The organism is Paraburkholderia sediminicola (genome assembly GCF_046027355.1).
Taxonomy (GTDB): Bacteria; Pseudomonadota; Gammaproteobacteria; order Burkholderiales; family Burkholderiaceae; genus Paraburkholderia; species Paraburkholderia sediminicola_B.
The window spans coordinates 130,166-150,445 of record NZ_JAQQEK010000019.1 but is presented as its reverse complement, the minus strand read 5'-3'; the positions used below and the strand labels follow the sequence as shown (position 1 = coordinate 150,445).

Here is a 20,280-nt window from a genome sequence, read left to right as displayed (position 1 = left end):
CGGCATGCTGACGGACGCCGAAGTCGTATGACAGTTGGATGCAAGGGCCGTTCGTCTGGCGCCGGCAGAGCATGGCCGAAAGCTCAATGACGAACTGTGCCTGGACAGGCGCGAATCAGGCTCCCCTGCGCAGTGAGTCTTCGTTTGGCGTGCTGCTGCGTCTGTCAGCGTTCAATCATCTCGGACTTTCGGTTGCAAGAAAACTGTTCGCACGAAATAAATCACCTCGCTCCGGATTTGGCTTTTATCGAACCGGATGGATTGACGAGCATTTCCTGAATGTACAGCTCGGGTGGACATGGCAATCGCCCGAAAAAGCGCTTGTGCTTCCGCTGATCCATCTGCAGGAAGTTTTGTGGGCGCCGGCTTTGCGCTATTGTCCACTGTGCATGCAGGGAGGATTTCATGCGCTCTGGTTCCAACTGGCGGCGCTGCAGACCTGCCCATTTCATGGGTGTCCTCTCACAGGCCAGTGCGGCGTCTGCGGAATCTCCTTGGGACTATATGGCTTGGCTGGCAAGCTGTTCGATCACCCGCTTCATTGCTGCCATTGCCAATCGCCATTCGCCGGCGCCCCGATCAGGCTCTCTGACTCTCTGGATATATGGCAACAGGCTGACGCCATCGATGCATCGTTCGATCCTTTTGCCCGATGGCTCGAATTCGCTCGCGAACGGTTGATATGTCTGGATGAAGCTGTCGCACAGCGCGGCGGCCAGCCTCTTGACCCGCATGCGATCCGGTTGCTGCAGAGCGCGGTGCATGACATGGCTCCCTATCCACACGGTTGCGAGTCGCGCGAGGGCCGGTCTGTGGGATATATCTGCTGGCGCCTGATTGGCGCAGATTCTCGCGAAATGCCGTTTCCGACGAAATACCGGTATCTTTCAACGGGCCGCGCGCTGGATGTTTACCGTGCGACGCTTCGCGCGTTGATTCGAAGTGTCGAAGTGCGCGACCGGGCGGCTCCCCCTTTGAGGCTGGAATTCGAAAGGGACCGTTCGTCTGAACTTGGCGGCTGGCGTGCATCGCAACTCGCGTTAGTTCTGCTGCGATGCGCGTTCGAAAAGCCATTCGTACTGGATGTTGCGGCGCCCATTGACGGGATCGGTATTCGTGAGACGGTGTTCGCGGCGGCGTTGGTGGGCAATCGCCTTCAGCGTTCTGCGTGCCATGCTTTGATCCTGGCAACCTACGGGATGCTGATCGCGAGGGCGCGTGAATACATCGTTCGCGGCTACATGAGCAGAACGCACCTGATTGCGTCGCCGCGCGAAATCGCCGTGTTCGCAGCTGTGTCAGACGCTGGGACACATGCGGGCATGGCGGTCATGCCGGCGCCGGATGACAAATTGCGCGCTCGTGCCGACCGCATGATGCGATCCGGATTCACGGACATTGACCTCTTTAATCACGACATTAACCGGGTGCGCTTTGCGCGCGGGCAGGAATAACGCTGGCTGCGAGCGAGCTGACTTCTACTAGTTTTCCCAGTCGCATGGGTAGCCAAAGTACACCCCTCTGTCGCGCCTTGCAATCTGTTGGGGCATGCTATGCGGGCGCAGAAATGGCGAAGGATCCGAAATGCTGAACACGACCGAAGTTGTGCAGTTCCTGATGGACTTCGCGCCACGATCACAGCCGCTTGGTCTGCGCTACTTCGCGGCACTTGGAATTGACGCGCACCAGGTGAACGAACTCGTGCGACAGGGATGGTTGCGACGGTTGTCGGAGGATGCTTATCTGCTTCGAGGTGACCAGCCGGGTGTCGATGGAACGATTGCCTATTTGCGGGCGTTTATCCCGAATCTCCACGTAGGGGGAAGAACGGCGCTGGAGTGGCATCGGATGACGCATCAACTTCGTTTCCGGGACCGGGTTGATTTATGGGGGCGCGGCTACTGCAGCGTTCCTTCCTGGGCGGTGGATAGGCTCGCCTGTTCCTACTATTCCCACTCCCTGTTCGACACGGGGATGGACGAAGGTTACGGGTTGAAGCCGCTTGCATGGCGGCATCCACAGGTGTTCGTTTCGGTTCCAGAACGAGCAATTCTCGAATACGTCAGTGTCTCACTGGAGCTGGTCCTGATAGAAGACGTGAGAGACCTCATCGGCAGCCTGAGGAACATTCGGCTGAACGTTCTGCAGCAGCTGGTCGATTGCTGCCCCCGCAGGGACGTAGTGTGGGGGCTGAAGTTTCTCGCGGAGGATGAGGGCGTGGATTGGGCTCAGCAGCTGCGCGCCTGAAAAGACCTTCGTGTGACGACGCCGATTCCCTCGCCGATGTGACGTAAATGATCGCCTCTTCCATTCCTGAGAATTCGTCTGACGCTGACTGCAAGGTGGCTCGAATAGCGGCTATTTCATCGACACGGAATATACCGACTTCCGGGATTGCCTCCTGATCAGTCTCGCCATCGCGGGCGAGAACGGGGACGAGTTCTACGGCGAGCGTACCGACTTCGACCAGTCGCGGTGCAGTGACTTTGTCCGCAGGGTGGTGCTGCCGCAGCTCGGTTAGCTTGAGGGGCGCGCGACTCAGTTCGACCGCCTGCACTAGGCACTGCGCGCATGGCTCGGCCGCATACCCGGCGACTTCGGGCCGGTGCTTTGCTATGACTGCGAGACGGACCGGAACCTGTTCCGGTGCCTGCTGGGTGGCCCCCTACCGCACGGCTGGCGAGTCGAGAATATCGCGGGCCGTCGCGACAGGGAACGGCGCGCTGGATACTTCGCTCTGTATGGCGGCGAGCGGCACGCGCCGCATGACGCGCGGGCCAGTGCGTACGCTTTGCGGGCTGAATACACCGGACGTGAGTCGGCCGCTGGAAGACCAGGCTTCCGGGTCGGACGAAACATCCGATCGATGAAATGTTGCAGGTGCCAGGCACGAGACCAGGATGACCGGAGGCCGTGAATGGATTCCACGATCCGACGCACGGCGGATCGCGTAGCGCCTGCGCGAGCGTCGCAGGGCGTTAGGATTGCCCTAGGCTGAACTCGCGGCCAGGGCGGGCGTGGCGCAATCGACCCTGGTGCAGTGGGAGAGGGGGAGGTTGCCCGACACCATTGCGGTAGCTATGGTGAACGCGCTGGATGCATCCCTGCAGGCACCGCAGGGATGGCTGCTAAGTCATGCCATGCAGCCGTTGTCGGTTCCTGGGTTCAATGCCGGAAGTGCAGTGGTCCAAGAAGAATTGAGTGATCTCCAGGCGCGAATTTCCTCGGCCCGGTGCCGGGAAATCGGCCCTCGCGCCAGGCGGTTGCGCGAGGAGCTAGGCCTTTCGGTTGCGGAAGTGGCGCGCGGCTGTGCGGCATCAAATCCCCACGTTGTTGCAGTGGGAGCAAGGGGGCGTTTCCGAAGGCGCTTACTGCAGAGCGTCTCCGCGGTTGGGAGCGTGCACTCCTGCTCGCGTGGGATCAACTGCTGGCGCCTCCGGCGGCACATCCGGGGTTGCGCGATGGCAGATTGCGCGTTGTCGTAGACGCTGAAACGCTCGAAACCACAATCCGTCGCGTCGCTGGATGTCTGGCCATCCGCGGACGTAACCTGGTCAGGCCGGAGCAGCCTCTGGGTGCGAAAGCCGTTCGGAATGCCGACCTGCCTGCGCACCGCTACGGCATCAGCGCGCATCGCTGGCCACTGATCGATGTCGCTGTCGCGTACGGGATGACGCTCTCGCACGCACACCATTCCATTGCCGATATGATCACGCGCGCGGCACAATTCGAGTTTGAGATCGCGGTGCTGGATTCGATCGTGGGGACCGGCGCGGCAGACCTTTCGTTGACGACAGCTGTCGCCGATCGCCGTATGCATGGCCGGTTCGGATCGTCACTGTCGATGGAACGCGCTGCGGCATTCGCCAGCGAGATATTGTCCCGGCGAATCGCCAGCGCTGATGCCCGTATGGCGATGCCCTGCATCAGTATCCCGAAGTAAGCGATGAATTTTCTGTTGAACGCGCAGTCGATCGCGTATATGTAGGAACGCTAAACAAAGTATGCATTCGCAGAACTGCTGTACCGAGAGAGATTCATCAAAAGGAGAGGTGAATGCTTCGAGTCACCATTGAGTTGCAGACCAGCCGGCTTCTCGACTGGATGGGCGCGCAGCTCGACACCGACAGCGACGGGCAGGGCGGCCCGCATGACGCATCTCATGCGCTGCGCGAGGGCATGGCCGCCCGTGCGCCGGTAAGCAAGCTGCAGGGCGAACCGGTGCTGTATCTCGACGCCGCGCCCGTCGAGCTACGCGCCCGCGCTGCGCTGCTGGTTCGACGCCTCCCCGGCAGGCTTCGCCCGGCACGACGACAGCGGGCGCGCCGCGATCGCCTAGGAGGGGTGGGAGGCCTTTTTGCGGAGCATGAAGCGTACGCCTGGGGCGGCCCGCGACGCGCTGGAACAGGCCCGCGAACCGGCATTAGGAGCCTGAAAAATACGCGTCTTTGTCGACATGGAATTTAGCGATTTCATCGAGTGCGACCTCACGAGCATCGCGCTCGTGGCCGACGGCGGTCGCGATTTCTACGGCGAGCGATCGGACTTCGATCGCGCGAGCTGTCGTGAATTCGTGCATGCTGCGGTGCTTTCGCAGCTTGGCCAGTAGCCTGGTCGTGTGTTCACGCGAGGATTTACGTGCAGCGCTCGTCGCGTGGCTTGACCAGTTCGCGGACGAAACCGAACGCGTGCTGTGTTTCGATTACGACTGCGATTGGGAACCGCTGTGCGATCTGCTCGATGGGTCGCCTGCGGGATGGCAGGCGACCCCCGTGGGCCAGCTACTCGATCTGGGACGCCAGGAGGATTACTACCACGAGCACCAAGGCCGGCACCCTGGGCTGGTGGATGCGCGCGCAAAGCGAACGCACCAAGTGCCGCGTTCGCACCGTAAGCCTCCCGGCACATCGTGTGAAGGTGCAACGCTCAACAACATGAGCATCGCCCTCGGTGTCGCATTCCGTAAGAACCCGCCCCCTCCGTAACCGTGGAGGAACTGCCGGCCGACGGCAAGAGGAGCGATGCCGCAGTTTGCATCCGTTGGGCCGGCTGGCCACAATTCCCGCAGGACGCCGGGTCGTCGCGTTCGGCAAGTTTGCGCATCACCTCAAAAACACCACACGCATCACACAGGTAGTCGTACAGAGGCATGACCGTTTCCACCAAAATTGCTCAAAGATCCGACACAGTCTGCACGGAACAATATCAGGCGTTCAGCCGGGAATTCGCAAGCCAGTCGAAATCGGGTTCACGCGTTACCTTGTCCGATTTCAGGCTTCGAACTGATGAAAGACCTTCGCAATCACTTGCCATACATCATCGATTTTCACCAGAGAGAGAAAGTCAATGTAGTCCCTACCGATTGCGTCATTTTCCATATCGACCCGAACGACAGCCGTGGTCGGCGTCATTGCGAGCACGTCCACACGCTCTACCATATCAGGCGCCTCACCCTTGTTCTCGACAAAGTCATAGAGGTTCTGGATCGAGCCGCCTACCAGATGGTTGTCGTTGAAACCGTACATCACGGCATCTTTGTAAAACGCTTCGGCGATCAAACTTGCGTTGCCGACGCGCATACCTTTCGCGTACTTGCTGGCGGCATCAACGACCGCATCGTAATCACGCGTGGCAACCGTCTTGATATTCTTTGACATGACAATTTTTCCATTGAGAAAAGTTACTACAGTGCCAATACCGTGACGAACGGTTTCCTGCGTCGCATGCGCTGAATTTGCCGGCGAAAAGCATTCTCTCCGGCAACCCGGTTTTCAGCTTTCGAAGGGAGCGTGGTCGATCAGGTCGCACACGTTTGCACATTCGAAGCCATGTACATGGCGACGCGCGACGTCCGCCAACCCAGTACCGATTGCTGTATGAGGTTTCTTTCTGGCAACCTCAGCAATCGCTTCCTGAAAGGCCAGCTTGAATCCGGCACGTGGATAGAGTTGGAGCACATCGTCAACGAAGGACGGTGTGATCTCATCCATCGAGAACCCGAACACGTCGACGTGAGCGCCGAAGTAAATCAACGCGATTTCGGGTCGCTTCCGGTCTGCAATACCACCGCTGGAATGAAGTGCAATCCCCTCCCAAACGAGCTGCGCTTTCATCTCCGCGTACCCGTCTGCTAGCAGAATGCGACTGGCCGCATCAGCGCCGTCGACTTCGAACCGATTGTCAGCGCAATACTCTTCAGTCAGGCCCAGGTCGTGGAACAAGGATGCGAGATACACAATCTCACGGTCGTATTTCAAACCGCGCTTCTTGCCAAGGAACTCGGCGAACCACCAGGTGCGGTGCACGTGACCCAGCATCGCCGTGGTGTGCACTCGTTCCACGAGCGAAACAGCTTTCCGGGTGAATTCAGAATCGGGAGCAGTACACTCTCCGATGGTGATAGGAATGCTCATGACACCCTCCGCGGATGTGCAGTTGACAGATCTTCGAGTTTAGGGAAATTCGCAATGTCATAAATGATTGTTTTAGGATGATTTGTGCCAGTGTGCACCTTGGTATCCGGACAAACCACAATGACTAAACGTACGAGACACTCCGTCCCACGCGTAGGCACTGCGCGCAAGCGGATTGTGATTCTGGGTTTGCCACCAGTGGACGCGTTCGACATAATTGGTCCAGCATAAGTATTCACCCTTGCAAATCAACTGAGTGAAGGCGAACCCGTACCACACACACTTGAACTGGTTTGCTCTGGTCCAAACGCGTACCTTGACAGCGAAACGGGGATCGGCCTCAAGGGACAAGACATCGAAGTGGACGTTCGTAAAGCGTTGCGGCGCTTGGCCGGGTTCTTCGATCTGAAATGGGAGACGATCGATGGACGTCCCCGGTCCCCAAAGTCGACACGAATCTCTTTCGCGAAATCCGCGCGTCGTCGGAGCCACATACGATTCAGCGTTCGCCGATGCACGGTCGTGGCCACTACTTGCCCGTGAGGTGCAGGTTCTCCGATACACATAGCAGATCTTGATCATCACGCAAGGTCGAAGGGAATAGAGCCGGTCCGGATCGCAGTCGTCGGCCACTGCGTTGACGGTGGCCGACAATACTAGACTTAAGTGCGTGCCCAACGTGTGGCAGCCACGGCCACTCGTTCACCCAACGTGCGTGCCGTTTGCTTGTCGCTCTCGGTGACGCCCTCCGCACCCTGATCGGCATTAGCCTGTGCCATTGCGCCGAGGAACGAGCCCAGCCTGTTGAGGTCGTCGGCGGCACCTTTGGTGCTGTTGTTACCAGGCATCAGTCCGAGACTTACCCACAGCATCTGGTGCTGAGCCGCAAAAATGGCGAGCTGCTGTAGCGTGGCCAGCTTGTCGCCGCTCTGCGAGGCCGAGACCGTGAAGCCGGCTGCGAGCTTGTCGCGCCACTTGCCCCAGACGTTCGACGAAGCGTCCATGAAGCTCTTGAACTGGGCAGATGCGCTGCCCATGTAGGTGGGGGTGCCGAAGATAATGGCATCGGTTTTCTCCTCAAGGAAGTTCCAGTACTCACCAATGCGATCTACCGGAATCAGGTTGACGGTAACACCGGCAACCCTTGCGGCGCCCTCGGCGACGGCATTGGCAATGGCGGCCGTGTGGCCGTATCCGCTGTGAAAAACAATCGCAACGTTGCGCATACTTGTATGTCCCTTTGATGTGATTCGTCGGTGCGCGACGCAGGACGCGTCGTATTCATTGAGGTCGTGCCGTTGTCAAGCGGCGGCGAGTTGTTCGGCAAAGGCTTTCGGGTTCGAGTAGGCGGCTGCCGTTGGCAGGATACTGGACTCGTTTCCACGGTTCAGTACAAACGTTGGAACACCGCGGGCGCCATAGAGCTTCATCAGCGAGCGACCGTGTTCCGTGCGTCGTTGGCTCGCGTTGAGCAGTTCCTGATTGCCTTCGGCAAGCGTCAGCGCGGCTTGTTCCAATCCAATTTCTCGCAAAAGCGCAACGAGAGTGTCTGTGTCAGTGATATCGCGTGCGTCAACATAGCGCGCGTGCTGGATGGCTTTGAGTGCATCGACCTGCCGCTCGGGCGCGGTCAGCGAGACGGCAGTCAACGCGACTGTTGCGGGCCCGCTGTTGATTTGCTGATTGCGGTCGGCAAGAATGCGCGTCCGGTACAACTCGCTGAAGACCTGGCCGCTCAGCGCAGAAATGCGCTGATCATTCCCCCACGCATGGGCGGCAAAGGCGTCATCCAGGGGGCGAACACCCTCATCGGAAAACAGACCGGTTGGGCAAAGCTCGACTTCCATGTCCGGAATGTCGTTGATCAGCGAGAGCGCGGGTGCGGCCCCGTAGCACCACCCACAAAGGGGGTCGAGGAGATAAAGTAGGCGCTTGGCCATGGATGTGTTCCAAAGATGGTAGAGCGTTAATGATGAGCGTATTGGATTGATTTTTAAATACACACGGTCTATACATGGTGTATGGAAAAAGCAAACAATCAATCCGATACGGCATTCAAAAACCTCGCCAACCTGAAGCGTCTTGCGTACTTCACTGCGGTCGTCGAAGCGGGCTCCTTCACCGTTGCGGCAGAGCGATTGGGTATAACGAAGGCCGTGGTCAGTCAGCAGGTTGCCCGGCTCGAGCGGGAGTTCCGTACCTCGCTTTTGACCCGCACCACGCGCAGTGTCAAGCCGACTCCAGCAGGGCAGGCTTTTTACGAGCGTTGCGCGCGAATACTTCACGAAGCGGGCGATGCTTTCAGTGAACTGGCTGAAGTGGCCTCTGAGCCTGCGGGGACTCTGAGGCTCACCGCGCCCTTTGATTACGGGGTGAGCGTCGTCGTTCCGACGATCGCCGCATTCATCGAGCGATATCCTCAGTGTAAGGTCGATGCTGTCCTGAACGACCAGACCCTGGACCTGATGTCATCGGATTTCGAGCTTGCGATTCGCGCAGGACGGCTCGCGGAGTCGAATCTGCAGGCGCGTCAGATTGGCTCATATAACCAATTGCTGGTCGCCGCACCCTCGTGGCGAAAGCGGACCGTACGATTGGACGGGCCGGAGGATGTGGCGTCGTTGCCATTCGTGGCCAATACTGCGCTGCGCTCTTCCCTTCGGTGGCAATTCTCGCGCTTCGGAAACGACGCACGCGACGTGAACATGACGGCATCGGTGTTCCTCGATGCGACGCTGGCGGTCAAGGAGGCGGTTTGTCAGGGGATGGGATTCTCTGTTCTGCCGGATTTTGCGATCGTTGACGAACTCGCAACAGGTCGTCTTATTCATGTGTTGCCGGAGTGGTCATTACCGTCCGGAGGAATGCATGCCGTGTTTCCGGCTGCGAGGTTCCGCCCGATCAAAGTGCGTGCGTTCGTGGAGTTGCTTGAAGAGCGGCAACGTGAATTTGCGAGGTTGAACGCTACATCGTCACCTGCGCCCGGAAAGACTCGCACGAAGGCGTGATCCGGCGTACCGTTGGACCAGGTGCGATGGCGGCGGTAAGCCGCCGCCATCGGTCGCGCTTACTTCGTATGCACTGCTTTATTTTTTGACTGGGACCAGAGATGTCCGAGCTGGCGCGCAGTCCGTCTTTGTTGGATTTTGTTCATCGAATCCGTACTGCTCTTTGTCGCGATCGGTATGACGCAGGCGCCGGGGCTACCCGCGAATGTCTCCTTGCGGTGCGTGACTAGCTCGCAGATTCAACAGGTCACAATGTTGCACCCCTTTGGCGCGCTGATCGGCGCGTCTCTGTGCTTGCTGGTCGTTAGCCGCGTGTAGAAGCACAGCGCCGTGCTGGCGGGCCTGGGCGAATAGATCCTGATTCAGGCGACACCGGTTTCGTTGCTGTTTGCCGGATCGATACTCGCCGTCAAGGCCGCGAGCAGTGTCGGCACGTTTCTATCAGGTAAACGTGCACGTCTGAATCCATGCTGTCTGGTCGCACTCTGCGTGTTTCGCCATCTCATTCTCATGTGCACGATGGTCTATACTGCAAAAGCCACATTGTCGCAAGGATGTTGCCTGCAAACGCATGTATTCACGGATTGCCGACGCGCACAGGGATTGCCGGTAACAGATGGAGAGGACGCGCACGCCATGCAAAATGTAATCTCGACCCAGGACCTCCCGCCGAGTACGCGACTCGGTTTTTGGCAGCGCGAGGTAGGTGGGCTGTTGACTCATCTGGAATGCACGAGTGCTGCAGGGGATCACTTTTTCGGGTCGATCAAGCTTCACCCTTCGATGCCAGCGAACCTGCTCGAAATCGAAACGGCCGCACACGCGATTGCGCGAGCAACGCCGAAAATCGCGCAGGTCGGCGAGGGGCAGATCTTCGTATGCCTTCAAATCGAAGGCATGGCGATTGTCGAGCAGGACAGCCGCCAAGGTATCCTTCGCGCGGGTGACATGACGTTGCTCGACACGTCGAAGGCGTTCTTCGCCGATTTCCCACAAGAGATGTCCCAGCTCGTTTTCCAGATCCCTCGAACCCTGGTCCGCAAACGGGTAGGTGCGCTAGAGAGGCTGACAGCAACGGTCGTACCGGCCGAAAACCCGCTCGGCAGGATTGCCGCTGAGTTTGCCAGGTCATTGGCACGAGACTTCGAGCAGTTCGACCCGTCAATTGCCCAGCGCCTATGTGAGCAGGCAATGGATATGATCGTGATGGCATTCATGTCTTCGCTGAACAATGGGCAACCCTCGAACACTTCTGTCACTCGTTCGATGCTCGCATGGCGTGGGCGCACATTCATCGAAGGAAATCTCGGAAACACGACGCTCTCACGTGCAGACGTTGCTGGGCATCTCGGCATATCGACGCGTTATCTCAGCACGATCTTTGCCGACGATGGCATGTCGGTTGAACGCTTCATTCGCGAGCGTCGCCTTGAAAAATGCGCCCGCGACTTGAGAGACCACGGGCAGGCGATTCGACCGATCGGTGACATTGCGTTCGCTTGGGGCTTCAACAATTTGACCCACTTCAGCCAGTGCTTCAAGGCGGCGTTCGGGGAAACGCCACGCGAATACAGGCGACAGGCGACAGGCGTTGCGAGAGTCGTCGGCAGCGAGCTGAGCTGATAGCACATTTCCTGGGTGTTCTGGCGTGTGTGCGGCTCCTGTTGCTACGCCTGTGGCAGTTCGTCGGGTTCGGTTTTCGGCTCAAGTAGCGCTTCCGAATCCTGAGCACGCTTCGCGGGTGTTCGATTCACCAAAAGCATTGCTATACATGAAGTTCAAGCGAACGTCGAGTGTCTGGATGTCAGGTTTTCAGGAACTGATGTTGGCGTGCGCCGGATTTCGACCATTCGGGGAATCTGCCCATTAAGTGGAAATCCTGTTTCCATTGGCGACCGCGTCTACGGTCCCAAGCTGCAAGGTTGCGTGTATCCATGGAAATCGATACGCCATGATTCTTGCGCGGATCATCGAAGACTAGACTAAACGGGTCGCGACAATTTTGAACTTGGCTCCCGATTTGGGCGGCTTATCCGCAGAAAATCGGTTCATTCATCTGTGGTCGACGCCTTACGACGGCAAAAGCGATGCCCAACTTACTATTACTTAGCCATGCAGCAAGTAGAAGCACCCGATGATGCATTTCCTCCGCTCTCGCCAACCCGGGAGAACTGAAAGGGTCGGTCAGCCGGTTCGTCTGCGGTAAGAATATCAGCGTGGGCCGGGGTATCACGACCTAAAAAAGGTCTGAGAAGTGTCTTGTTGACCAGGCCGGGTTGTGACGGCCTACGCTGGGCGAAGAGCAAAGACGACGATCGCGGACTCCTATTTGGATTCCATACCAGTCCCTTTCAGTTCGATGATCAGAAGCTTTGACGTCGTACTGGCATGGTTGAAAGCGGTATGCACGGCACCTTCGGTCGAAACTCGCGAGTGGAATACCGTTCCTCTAGGCAGCCGCCCTCTGTTGCGATCGAACCGCGTCTTGTCGGCGCCTACCAGAACTGTAAGTTGTTCTTCGGGTTCACCGAGAATCGGCTCAACGGTGAGATCAATATCGGTCAGCGCAACGCAGAGATAATCACGCGTGTGTCGATGCACTTCAGTGAGCTCTTCAGGTTCAAAGTGCTCCTCCCAAACGGTGATCTGATCGGTGTCGAGGTGCAACATTACACCGCGGAACGGCACGATTTCCGCAGGTTCCGACTGTGTCTGCTTTCCTTCGAATGCCTCGAACGTATTCATAGGGTCGCTCTTTCCGTTGCATGTTCACGGCGCCGTCATGCCGAGCATGGATCGTCGGTCAAGTATGGAGTAGCGGAACAACCAATGTCCAAGCTTTTCGTCCCAGTTCTCGCTAACCAATTATTTGTTTCCCTTTGAAGCAATAGGGCAAATGCGTTCGACGACGGGCCAGCTGGCCTTCGCTCATGGGCATGCGTTCTCATCTTTATCGTGATCGTGTGATGCAGGAGTTTATTCGCCGATGGGCCCTGGGGGCTTGGCTGTCGGCGCCATGCGCGACGTGTCGCCCTGATGCTGAATCGGCCGAGAGCTTCGTTTGATGGCTCACCGGACATGTAAGTCCGTCGTCCGGTTGCAGTGGGGGGGACGCAACGTGCGGCTCACAACCCGTACGAGATTGTGCCGATCGACCGAATTCTGAATGTTCTGCCTAGTAGGCGTTGAACTCGCGATTCGCGCTGATAAGCTAGTCGATTCCAGTCTGTAGGCTCGATAGATACGACTCGTATCGCTAGTTGCTCGTTGAGCGTTCGTCCTGCCAAAAAGAACGTACAGCGCTTCAGAGACCTTGGGGGGAGGTGGCGGCTTTGCGATTCGTTGCGAATACCGCGCTGCGTGAAAGTATCTGATAACGTTTCTCGCGCGAAGGCAGCGAGCAACGAGTGGTCAATCCGCGAGCTGCGGCTTCTCTTGACACCGCGCGTGATCGAAGAGTTCGTGTGCCACGGGCAGAGGCAATCGGTTCAGTCTGATTCCGCAATTGCCGACAATATTACACAACGGCGACTGATTCACCTGTTTTTGGAATGACAACTTCGGTATGGGCGTATGCAAGCGGGCGCCAGTCGTGCGTTTTCGACCACCGCGTGTCCTGGTCTAAATTCATCTCCTGATCAAACGCCGAAGTCACGCACGACGAGTGATGGCTCGGACCGGACCGGACAGCTTGCCGAGGCCTCTTTACTTAAACTTATCCGCCTTGTGCAGGAGCGAATTACTGTCGTTTCCTCAGCGAAAGCGGCTGGGCTCACATCGCGCTGTCGCTTGATCCCCGCTGCAACATGGTAGACGCAAGGTGGGACGGCTCTGGCGAGCGCACTCCGCTGCCCTCGAAGCACGTCAGATTCGGGCGAATACCTAGCGGCCGTTCTGGGAACTTTCTGTTCCCGCTGGACAACGCACGTCCAATATTGCCTGCCGATACTTCACCCTAACCCAACGCGATTGCGGTCAATATCTTTTGCCGCTCGCGTTGATATCGGTGAACACATACGAGATCGCGTGATATGGACAACAGATCCAATGACGGTAGTCTTAAAGCTAACCTCGGCGAAGCAGTAACCCACGAGGGGGGGCAAAGCAGTCCAGAGCTGTCGAGTCGTCGAAGTTTTCTTACCATCACTGGCGCGCTTGCCGCGAGCGCGCTATTCCCGAGAAAGGTGTGGGCCTCGGATAAGGACACGATTCGCATCGGCTACATCAGCTCACAGACTGGTGGGCTTGCGCTGTTCGGTGAATCGGATAATTACGTTGTCGAGTCGATGCGCAAATTGTTGGCGAACGGACTCGTCATTGGCGGCAAGACGTATAAGGTCGAAATTCTCCAGCGCGACGACCAGACCAGCGCCGACCGCGCTGCGAGTATCGCGTCCCAGCTCATCAACTCCGATAAGGTTGACCTGATGCTGGCGCCCGGTGCGATCGGCATGATCAACGTTGCCCAGCTTTGCGAGCTCAACGGCGTACCGTGCATTTCGACGATGACGCCGTGGGAAGCCTGGATGTACCCGCTCAAAGGCAAGCCGGATAAAGGCTTCAAGTACATTCATCACTTTTTCTGGGGCACGGAGGACATCGCCGCCGTGTACGAAGACATCTGGAAGGGCCTCCCGCTCAAGAAGGTGGTGGCGTCTGCCTGGTCTAACGACGTGCCCGGCAACGCCATGGGTAGCGCTAAAATTGGTTTGCCGGCGACATGGATCAAGGATGGGTACAACGTCATCGATATTGGGCGATTCGAGGTAGGTGCGGCGGACTTCACTCTGCAAATCCAGTCTTTCAAGAAGGCGAACGCCGAGATTGTCACTGGCCTGTTTTCGCCGACGGAGTGGTCGACGTTTTGGAGGCAGTCGCAACAGCTCGGATACCACCCCAAGGTTGCCACGGTCGCCAAGGCGTTCCTGTTCCCGTCGGGAGTGCAAGCCATGGGCCAAAGTGCGGACCGCATGTCGACCGAAATCTGGTGGTCGCCTGCCTATCCGTTCAAATCTACGCTGTCAGGTCAAACGGCCAAGCAACTGGCCGACGACTATGAGGCGCAGACGCGGCGCGATTGGACCCAGCCCCTCGGCGTTGTGCACGCCCTCTGGGAGCTTGGTATAAGCGCGCTGAAGGCGTCAGGCGACCCGAAAGATCCCGAGCGCGTGAGTGTGGCCATTGCTCACACGGATTTGACAACCGTAATCGGACGTATTAGCTGGCCGACCAGTTCGATCAAGAACGTTGCCAAGATTCGCGTCGTGGGCGGACAGTGGCGCATCTTGCCGGGCCAACCCAAGCCGCAGCTGTTTGTCACGAGCAATGCGACCGCACCGGAAATTCCGGTGCAACGCAAATTTGAACTGTTGGGGGCGTCGTGAGCGCCCAAGGTCCAATCGTCCGTCTGCAGGGGGTGAGCAAAGCGTATCGCACTCAGCGAGTCATTGAAGACCTGTCTCTGGAAATCGGTCGAGGTGAGCTCGTAGGCGTGATCGGCCCGAACGGCGCGGGTAAGACGACACTCTTCGGATTGATAGCCGGAGAGCACCGCCCCAGTACCGGCACGATTTGGCTAGGTGAGCAAGACGTCACGCAGTACGGCGCAGACCAGCGATGTAAGGCCGGTATCGGCCGAACGTTCCAGATACCACGGCCCTTCGCAGATCTGACGGTATTTGAGAATGCGCTGGTAGGCGCGCGATTCGGTGCAGGAAAAGCAGGAGCCGCAGCACAGGACCTTGCGGCGACGGCTTTGTCGCGCGTTGGCCTCCTCGACCGAGCGAACCAGGACGCCAGTACGCTCACACTGCTTCAACGCAAGCAGTTGGAGATTGCGCGAGCGATGGCGACGAACCCCGACGTTATCCTTCTCGACGAGGTCGCCGGCGGTCTCACTGAACGCGAGACGTTTCGTCTGGTCGACCTCGTCAGTGCGCTCAACCGCGATGGCGTCACCGTCATCTGGATCGAGCACCTGGTGCACGCGCTCGCAAGCGTTGCCGGCCGCCTTGTCGTGTTGGACAAGGGGAGGGTTGTCTGTGATGGAGACGTCCGTTCGGTTATGGACGATGAGACGGTGAAATCAATTTATCTGGGAACTGACTTCGATGCCACTGCTGCGAACTCTTGACCTTTCGGCCGGCTATGGTCTATTCCAGGCGCTATTCTCCGTCAGTATGCATATCGAGGCGGGGGAAGCGGTCGCTCTGATTGGTTCGAACGGCGCCGGTAAGTCGACGCTACTGAAGTGCATCGCGGGCGACATGATTTCGAGCTCAACCACCATCGAGTTCCGTGGCTATTCGGTAGGTCACGTTCCAGCATATGAGCGCGTTGGACATGGGATTAGCCTGGTACCCGAAGGACGGCGACTCTTCGCGTCCCTTACTGTCGAAGAGAATTTGCTTCTGGGCTGTGTGGCGAAGCGCGCGGGCCCATGGGATCTTCGCCGCGTATACAATGAGTTCCCGGTGCTGGAACAGAACAAGAACAAAATGGCCCAATCGCTGTCCGGCGGGCAACAACAGCTCGTCGCTATCGCGCGTGCGCTCATGGGTAACCCCGCTCTTCTTCTTTGCGATGAGATTTCGCTGGGACTCTCGCCGGTGGCATCAACGCAGGTTCACGACGCGATAAAGAAGGTTATGAAGGGGGGTGTATCGGTATTGCTCGTTGAACAGAACATTCAGAAAGCTCTCAACACGGCACAACGCTTCTATTGCATGCGGAAAGGGGCGCTGGTCCTTGAGGGCAAGAGTGAAGGTGCTGACCTTCAGGAAATTACGCGGCAGTATTTTGGAGTAAATGCATGAGTACCTTCATCGAGAGTGTGCTGAACGGAGTGTTTCTGGGGGCACTGTATGCGATTATCGGACTAGGGTTGTCGATCGGCTTCGGCGTCTTGAACATCGTGAATCTGGCTCACGGGGACTTCATGATCCTCGGTGCCATGATTTCGCTCGGTGTTTCCTATTGGCTCAAGGTAGATGCACTGACGACAATCGTCATCGTCGTGCCGGCAATGGCCTTTCTTGGCTACATCTTCCAGCGATTCATCATGTCGAGGACACTCACAGCTGGTCCGTTGTCGCCGCTCCTCACCACTTTCGGTATCTCCATCGTATTGCAGAACGTCATGCAGGAGGCGTTTACCGCGGACACGCGGGTACTACCTCTTTCGGAAACATTGACGGGAGGTGCGCTGCAAGTGGGCACTGTTTCAGTTGGCACTCTTCCGCTTCTAACGACATTGGTTGCGCTGACGATATTCGTCGCCATGGAATTGATGTTGCGGAAAACGAGTGTGGGTCGGATTCTGCGGGCGACTTCGGACGACCGGAGCACTGTGCGCCTCGTTGGCATTAACGACGGCAAAGTCTTTGCGTTAGCAAGTGCACTCGTCTTCGCCCTGGTTGGCGTTGCTGCGGTCTTTTACGGCGTGCGCAGCCCCTTTACCCCGATGTCCGGACCGGAGCGCCTGCTGTTCGCGTTTGAAGCTGTCGTCATGGGTGGTCTGGGCTCGATGTGGGGAACGCTTGTCGGCGGTGTTGCGTTGGGTTTGGCACAGATGCTTGGTGAGTCTGTTCACACCGGATACGGGCCGTTCACCGGACATATCGCGTTCTTCCTAGCGCTTCTTATTCTGCCCCATGGCATTTTTGGTCGGAGCGTAAAATAATGGAGCGCAATGTGGAAGTTGAAATGGCTGAAAAAACCTTTGCTGTTCGCCGGTCATCATCCGTTTCGAAGCAGGTGGTCGTCGGAATTCTGGTTTTTCTGATTGCGTTCTCTGTTCCGTGGTGGGCTGACGCGTCGGCGACACATCTGCTGGTCGAGGTCTTTGTCCTGATCACCGCGGCGCAGATGTGGAACATGCTGAGCTCTTTCGGTGGTGTCGTATCGATCGGCCAACAGGCGTTCGTTGGTGTTGGGGCGTATGGTTTCTTCTATGTGGCGAATTTCGCGACGGGAAACCCGTTCGTACTGCTCCCGGTAGCTGGTCTGGTTGCGGCGGCTATCGCGTTCGTGTTTTCGCCCATGCTCTTCAGGCTTCGCGGAGCACACTTCTCGATTGCTACCTGGGCGCTTGCCGAAATGTTCCGGATTGGCGTGAACAACTCGGATACGCTTGGCGCGGGGACCGGCCTGTCGTTTGACAGGATTACCTACGTAGGGCGCGCGATGCGTGGCATGGTGACCTATTGGTCCGCGCTCGCCGTGCTGGCCGTGGCGATTCTCACGCTCATACTGTTGCTACGCAGCCCATATGGCGTGGCCCTGCGTGCCATCAAGACCAATGAAGGCGCCGCTGAGAGCGTTGGCATCCGTGTATTGACACTGAAGCGGGCCATTTTTGTACTTAGTGCGGCTATCACTGGTCTCGCTGGTGGCGTGGCATATCTGAACACGCTTCAGGTAAGCCCGGACGCCGCATTTTCGGTGAACTGGGTGGCATTTGCGATTTTTGCTGTGATTATCGGCGGCGCGGGGTCGATTGAAGGGCCGATCGTTGGTGCGCTCGTGTTCTTTGGTCTCCGCGAGACGCTTTCGAACTATGGCGCTTGGTACCTGATCATTCTGGGACTTGCCGCCATTATCGTCACACTCTTCATCCCAGAAGGTCTCTTCGGATGGGCCAAGAAGAAGTGGGGCTGGGGTTTGTTCGATATGAACTACCACGTTCATCTAAAAGATGGTGACGTTTGATAGGAGTCGAACCAACTTTGCTCGCAGGATAGTCTTAGCAACCATCCACGTAGAACGTGAGGGCCGGCGTTGCCAAACAGTCATTGCTAATAGAGTAGAAGTGCGTCACGGAATGGCGTGGTCCGAGATCTCGCGTCTTTTATGCCTTAAGTGTGCGAGCCGTCAATCTGAGGATTTCCAACGACAATTGCTCGTCGTTGACCGCACGCGCCAGCGATAGAGCGCCGACCAGAGCGCTCAACGTCAGCACCGCCTGTTGTCGGCTGGCCTCGCCATCCCTTCGTTGTAGAGCAGCAAAGAACAGGTCCAAGTAATAGCGTACCTGTTGAGTATAGGCCGAGCGGACACGCTCGTTGCTGCGGACCACATCGGCGGCAAGGGCAGTAACAGCGCAACCTTCCCCACGGTCGTCGCGATGGAATTCACTCAAATATGCATCGACAAGGGCATTGAACGAGGACTTATGGCCGCTGTTCGTTATGGCAGCGGCGCGCTCGCCCCCCTGTTCGAGGGCACACCCTACTGCCTCGGCCACCAGGTCTTCACGTGAATCGAAGTGGCGATAGAAACCGCCATGCGTCAACCCTGCTTCGCGCATCAGGTCAGAGACACTTAGACCGTCTATGCCGTTCTCGCGAAAGCGTTGCGCAGCGATCTCGACAATGCGCTGGTGGTTTTCTGATTTACCCGCCTGTGAGTGACCCACAACATTGTTACCTTTGGACTTGACAACCTTGATTATAGCCATCATCCTGTTATTTGGGGATGATGATCATCATCCTGTTTGCGGGAATGAAACCCATCGACGGGTTGGCGATTTTTTGTCTACTCCATTGAGACCGAGATGAGCGAGAAGTCCAGTCAATTCAGCATCACAAAGGTCACGCCGGCCTATTGGCGCATCACCTTCAGTAACCCACCGCTTAACCTGCTCAACCCGGAAGCGATTCTTGAGCTGCAGGCAATCGTCAATTGGGTGGAATCGGATGCGGAGCTGCGTGTGGCTGTGTTCGATAGCGCGCACCCAGACTTTTTCATAGCGCGTTATGACGTGTCACGCGCGGCGGAGACTCCCGTACAGCCAGGCCCTACCGGCTTGCCGACGTGGATTGATTTGACCACGCGCCTGTCACAGGCCCCGGTAGTCAGCATCGCAGCGGTGCGAGGCCGCGTCCGCGGCGGCGGCAGCGAACTGACGCTAGCCTGCGATCTGCGCTTCGCGAGCCTCGAGAAGGCTGTATTCGGCCAGCCCGAAGTGCCCGCCGGCATGCTGCCGGGTGGCGGCGCAACTGAACGCCTGCCGTTGCTCACCGGACGTGCACGCGCACTCGAGATCATTATTGGCGGAGACGATTTTGATGCTGCCACAGCAGAGCGGTACGGTTGGATCAATCGCGCTCTGCCGGATGCGGAGTTGGATGACTTCGTCGACGCCTTCTCTCGCCGGGTGGCCTCGTTCGACAAGCAGGCCATAGCCGAGGCCAAACGGTTGGTCAATCGACACAGCCTGCCAGCGGAAGCTGATCTGCTGGAGGCACAGGCCGCGTTTCTCGAAGCAACGCGCTCGCCGGCTGTATACGCTCGCAGCCTGCGAGCGCGTGAGCGTGCCAAAGCAGTCGGTGCCGATTTCGAGCTTCGGCTCGGTCATCACCTAGGCACGCTGTAAATCCTTCCCCTTATTGGAGACACAAAAATGAGCAATACATCTTCGGCTGCAGCTAATAAAGCCCTCGTCATCGAGGTGATGACCGCGGTTTTCATTCGACGCGATGCCAGTGTGGTCGAGAAGCATTTCTCCAGCACCTACGTGCAGCATAATCCGCTTATTCCGAATGGACGCGACGCTATCCCGGGCCTGATCGCAGGGTTGTCTCAAGAGTTCAAATACGAGCCGGGAATGATAGTGGCCGCGGACGACCTGGTTATGATCCATGGCCGATACACCGGGTGGGGACCTAAGCCTATGGTCGCAGTGGACATCTTTCGCATCGCCGACGGAAAGTTGACTGAGCACTGGGACGTCATGCAAGAAGAGGTGCCGTCTTCGCAGACAGTAAGTGGCAATAGCATGTTCCCGGGATAGGATCCCACGAAGGTCATCGAAAGCTGCGTGTGTTTCGTTCACACGTCCTTGTCAGCGCCGTCGGCGA

The 20,280-nt window shown here is 57.8% G+C and carries 21 protein-coding genes; 14 read left to right on the top strand and 7 right to left on the bottom strand.

Annotated features, from left to right (window positions below):
* Positions 1-38: 38 nt before the first annotated feature.
* The 5 genes from PQR42_RS28700 (at position 39) to PQR42_RS28680 (ending at position 4,609) form a co-directional block, all read left to right on the top strand.
* Positions 39-1,454, top strand: coding sequence for a TniQ family protein (locus PQR42_RS28700; RefSeq protein ID WP_408494283.1), 1,416 nt, complete (start codon positions 39-41; stop codon positions 1,452-1,454).
* A 130-nt stretch (positions 1,455-1,584) separates the two neighbouring features.
* Positions 1,585-2,247 (top strand): type IV toxin-antitoxin system AbiEi family antitoxin domain-containing protein, encoded by a 663-nt coding sequence (locus PQR42_RS28695; protein WP_408494281.1) that lies wholly within the window; start codon positions 1,585-1,587, stop codon positions 2,245-2,247.
* A gap of 1,222 nt (positions 2,248-3,469) precedes the next feature.
* The gene (locus tag PQR42_RS28690; RefSeq protein WP_408494279.1) at positions 3,470-3,943 is read left to right on the top strand and encodes a hypothetical protein; all 474 of its coding nucleotides are present in this window, start codon (positions 3,470-3,472) and stop codon (positions 3,941-3,943) included.
* A gap of 113 nt (positions 3,944-4,056) precedes the next feature.
* Positions 4,057-4,467 (top strand): hypothetical protein, encoded by a 411-nt coding sequence (locus tag PQR42_RS28685; RefSeq protein ID WP_408494277.1) that lies wholly within the window; start codon positions 4,057-4,059, stop codon positions 4,465-4,467.
* On the top strand, positions 4,457-4,609 hold the full coding sequence (locus PQR42_RS28680) for a hypothetical protein (RefSeq protein ID WP_408494275.1): 153 nt from the start codon (positions 4,457-4,459) through the stop codon (positions 4,607-4,609). Before PQR42_RS28685 ends, PQR42_RS28680 begins: the two co-directional genes overlap by 11 nt.
* 317 nt (positions 4,610-4,926) lie before the next feature.
* On the opposite strand, the gene PQR42_RS28675 is transcribed toward PQR42_RS28680, so the two are convergent.
* The 5 genes from PQR42_RS28675 to PQR42_RS28655 all read right to left on the bottom strand — a co-directional run bounded on the left by PQR42_RS28675 (position 4,927) and on the right by PQR42_RS28655 (position 8,353).
* Positions 4,927-5,151, bottom strand: a complete 225-nt coding sequence (locus PQR42_RS28675; RefSeq protein WP_408494273.1) for an FmdB family zinc ribbon protein — start codon at positions 5,149-5,151, stop codon at positions 4,927-4,929.
* Between the two features lie 119 nt (positions 5,152-5,270).
* Positions 5,271-5,657 carry a nuclear transport factor 2 family protein gene (locus PQR42_RS28670; RefSeq protein ID WP_408494271.1) on the bottom strand — a complete coding sequence of 129 codons (387 nt, stop codon included), beginning with the start codon at positions 5,655-5,657 and terminating at the stop codon, positions 5,271-5,273.
* 114 nt (positions 5,658-5,771) lie between these two features.
* On the bottom strand, positions 5,772-6,413 hold the full coding sequence (locus tag PQR42_RS28665; protein WP_408494269.1) for an HD domain-containing protein: 642 nt from the start codon (positions 6,411-6,413) through the stop codon (positions 5,772-5,774).
* A 662-nt stretch (positions 6,414-7,075) separates the two neighbouring features.
* Positions 7,076-7,639, bottom strand: a complete 564-nt coding sequence (locus tag PQR42_RS28660; protein ID WP_408494268.1) for a flavodoxin family protein — start codon at positions 7,637-7,639, stop codon at positions 7,076-7,078.
* 75 nt (positions 7,640-7,714) lie between these two features.
* Positions 7,715-8,353, bottom strand: a complete 639-nt coding sequence (locus tag PQR42_RS28655; RefSeq protein WP_408494266.1) for a DsbA family protein — start codon at positions 8,351-8,353, stop codon at positions 7,715-7,717.
* Positions 8,354-8,434: 81 nt separating this feature from the next.
* Between PQR42_RS28655 and PQR42_RS28650 the strand changes: the two genes are divergently transcribed.
* Positions 8,435-9,421 (top strand): LysR family transcriptional regulator, encoded by a 987-nt coding sequence (locus tag PQR42_RS28650; RefSeq protein ID WP_408494264.1) that lies wholly within the window; start codon positions 8,435-8,437, stop codon positions 9,419-9,421.
* Positions 9,422-10,057: 636 nt separating this feature from the next.
* Positions 10,058-11,044, top strand: coding sequence for a helix-turn-helix domain-containing protein (locus PQR42_RS28645; protein WP_408494262.1), 987 nt, complete (start codon positions 10,058-10,060; stop codon positions 11,042-11,044).
* Positions 11,045-11,746: 702 nt separating this feature from the next.
* Here PQR42_RS28645 and PQR42_RS28640 read toward each other — a convergent pair.
* Positions 11,747-12,166, bottom strand: a complete 420-nt coding sequence (locus PQR42_RS28640) for a cupin domain-containing protein (protein ID WP_408494260.1) — start codon at positions 12,164-12,166, stop codon at positions 11,747-11,749.
* A gap of 1,286 nt (positions 12,167-13,452) precedes the next feature.
* On the opposite strand from PQR42_RS28640, the gene PQR42_RS28635 reads away from it, so the two are divergent.
* Genes PQR42_RS28635 through PQR42_RS28615 form a run of 5 tightly spaced genes read left to right on the top strand, consistent with a single transcriptional unit; the run spans position 13,453 to position 18,130 of the window.
* Positions 13,453-14,805, top strand: coding sequence for an ABC transporter substrate-binding protein (locus tag PQR42_RS28635; RefSeq protein WP_408494258.1), 1,353 nt, complete (start codon positions 13,453-13,455; stop codon positions 14,803-14,805).
* Positions 14,802-15,554, top strand: a complete 753-nt coding sequence (locus PQR42_RS28630) for an ABC transporter ATP-binding protein (protein WP_408494256.1) — start codon at positions 14,802-14,804, stop codon at positions 15,552-15,554. The genes PQR42_RS28635 and PQR42_RS28630 overlap by 4 nt, the downstream gene beginning before the upstream one ends.
* Positions 15,532-16,236 (top strand): ABC transporter ATP-binding protein, encoded by a 705-nt coding sequence (locus PQR42_RS28625; RefSeq protein ID WP_408494254.1) that lies wholly within the window; start codon positions 15,532-15,534, stop codon positions 16,234-16,236. The genes PQR42_RS28630 and PQR42_RS28625 overlap by 23 nt, the downstream gene beginning before the upstream one ends.
* Positions 16,233-17,102 (top strand): branched-chain amino acid ABC transporter permease, encoded by an 870-nt coding sequence (locus tag PQR42_RS28620; RefSeq protein ID WP_408494252.1) that lies wholly within the window; start codon positions 16,233-16,235, stop codon positions 17,100-17,102. Before PQR42_RS28625 ends, PQR42_RS28620 begins: the two co-directional genes overlap by 4 nt.
* The gene (locus PQR42_RS28615; RefSeq protein ID WP_408494250.1) at positions 17,102-18,130 is read left to right on the top strand and encodes a branched-chain amino acid ABC transporter permease; all 1,029 of its coding nucleotides are present in this window, start codon (positions 17,102-17,104) and stop codon (positions 18,128-18,130) included. Before PQR42_RS28620 ends, PQR42_RS28615 begins: the two co-directional genes overlap by 1 nt.
* Before the next feature lie 139 nt (positions 18,131-18,269).
* On the opposite strand, the gene PQR42_RS28610 is transcribed toward PQR42_RS28615, so the two are convergent.
* Positions 18,270-18,881 carry a TetR/AcrR family transcriptional regulator gene (locus PQR42_RS28610; protein WP_408494248.1) on the bottom strand — a complete coding sequence of 204 codons (612 nt, stop codon included), beginning with the start codon at positions 18,879-18,881 and terminating at the stop codon, positions 18,270-18,272.
* A 93-nt stretch (positions 18,882-18,974) separates the two neighbouring features.
* Between PQR42_RS28610 and PQR42_RS28605 the strand changes: the two genes are divergently transcribed.
* Positions 18,975-19,796 (top strand): enoyl-CoA hydratase/isomerase family protein, encoded by an 822-nt coding sequence (locus PQR42_RS28605; protein WP_408494246.1) that lies wholly within the window; start codon positions 18,975-18,977, stop codon positions 19,794-19,796.
* A gap of 27 nt (positions 19,797-19,823) precedes the next feature.
* Positions 19,824-20,213: a nuclear transport factor 2 family protein gene (locus PQR42_RS28600; RefSeq protein ID WP_408494244.1), complete on the top strand. Its 390-nt coding sequence runs from the start codon at positions 19,824-19,826 to the stop codon at positions 20,211-20,213.
* The last annotated feature ends 67 nt before the right edge of the window (positions 20,214-20,280 follow it).

Bases quoted from the DNA above. Each gene is read 5' to 3' on its own strand.
- PQR42_RS28700 (WP_408494283.1), top strand. From the start codon at position 39: ATGCAAGGGCCGTTCGTCTGGCGCCGGCAGAGCATGGCCGAAAGCTCA.
- PQR42_RS28695 (WP_408494281.1), top strand. From the start codon at position 1,585: ATGCTGAACACGACCGAAGTTGTGCAGTTCCTGATGGACTTCGCGCCA.
- PQR42_RS28685 (WP_408494277.1), top strand. From the start codon at position 4,057: ATGCTTCGAGTCACCATTGAGTTGCAGACCAGCCGGCTTCTCGACTGG.
- PQR42_RS28680 (WP_408494275.1), top strand. From the start codon at position 4,457: ATGGAATTTAGCGATTTCATCGAGTGCGACCTCACGAGCATCGCGCTC.
- PQR42_RS28675 (WP_408494273.1), bottom strand. From the start codon at position 5,151: ATGCCTCTGTACGACTACCTGTGTGATGCGTGTGGTGTTTTTGAGGTG.
- PQR42_RS28670 (WP_408494271.1), bottom strand. From the start codon at position 5,657: ATGTCAAAGAATATCAAGACGGTTGCCACGCGTGATTACGATGCGGTC.
- PQR42_RS28665 (WP_408494269.1), bottom strand. From the start codon at position 6,413: ATGAGCATTCCTATCACCATCGGAGAGTGTACTGCTCCCGATTCTGAA.
- PQR42_RS28660 (WP_408494268.1), bottom strand. From the start codon at position 7,639: ATGCGCAACGTTGCGATTGTTTTTCACAGCGGATACGGCCACACGGCC.
- PQR42_RS28655 (WP_408494266.1), bottom strand. From the start codon at position 8,353: ATGGCCAAGCGCCTACTTTATCTCCTCGACCCCCTTTGTGGGTGGTGC.
- PQR42_RS28650 (WP_408494264.1), top strand. From the start codon at position 8,435: ATGGAAAAAGCAAACAATCAATCCGATACGGCATTCAAAAACCTCGCC.
- PQR42_RS28645 (WP_408494262.1), top strand. From the start codon at position 10,058: ATGCAAAATGTAATCTCGACCCAGGACCTCCCGCCGAGTACGCGACTC.
- PQR42_RS28640 (WP_408494260.1), bottom strand. From the start codon at position 12,166: ATGAATACGTTCGAGGCATTCGAAGGAAAGCAGACACAGTCGGAACCT.
- PQR42_RS28635 (WP_408494258.1), top strand. From the start codon at position 13,453: ATGGACAACAGATCCAATGACGGTAGTCTTAAAGCTAACCTCGGCGAA.
- PQR42_RS28625 (WP_408494254.1), top strand. From the start codon at position 15,532: ATGCCACTGCTGCGAACTCTTGACCTTTCGGCCGGCTATGGTCTATTC.
- PQR42_RS28620 (WP_408494252.1), top strand. From the start codon at position 16,233: ATGAGTACCTTCATCGAGAGTGTGCTGAACGGAGTGTTTCTGGGGGCA.
- PQR42_RS28615 (WP_408494250.1), top strand. From the start codon at position 17,102: ATGGAGCGCAATGTGGAAGTTGAAATGGCTGAAAAAACCTTTGCTGTT.
- PQR42_RS28610 (WP_408494248.1), bottom strand. From the start codon at position 18,881: ATGATGGCTATAATCAAGGTTGTCAAGTCCAAAGGTAACAATGTTGTG.
- PQR42_RS28605 (WP_408494246.1), top strand. From the start codon at position 18,975: ATGAGCGAGAAGTCCAGTCAATTCAGCATCACAAAGGTCACGCCGGCC.
- PQR42_RS28600 (WP_408494244.1), top strand. From the start codon at position 19,824: ATGAGCAATACATCTTCGGCTGCAGCTAATAAAGCCCTCGTCATCGAG.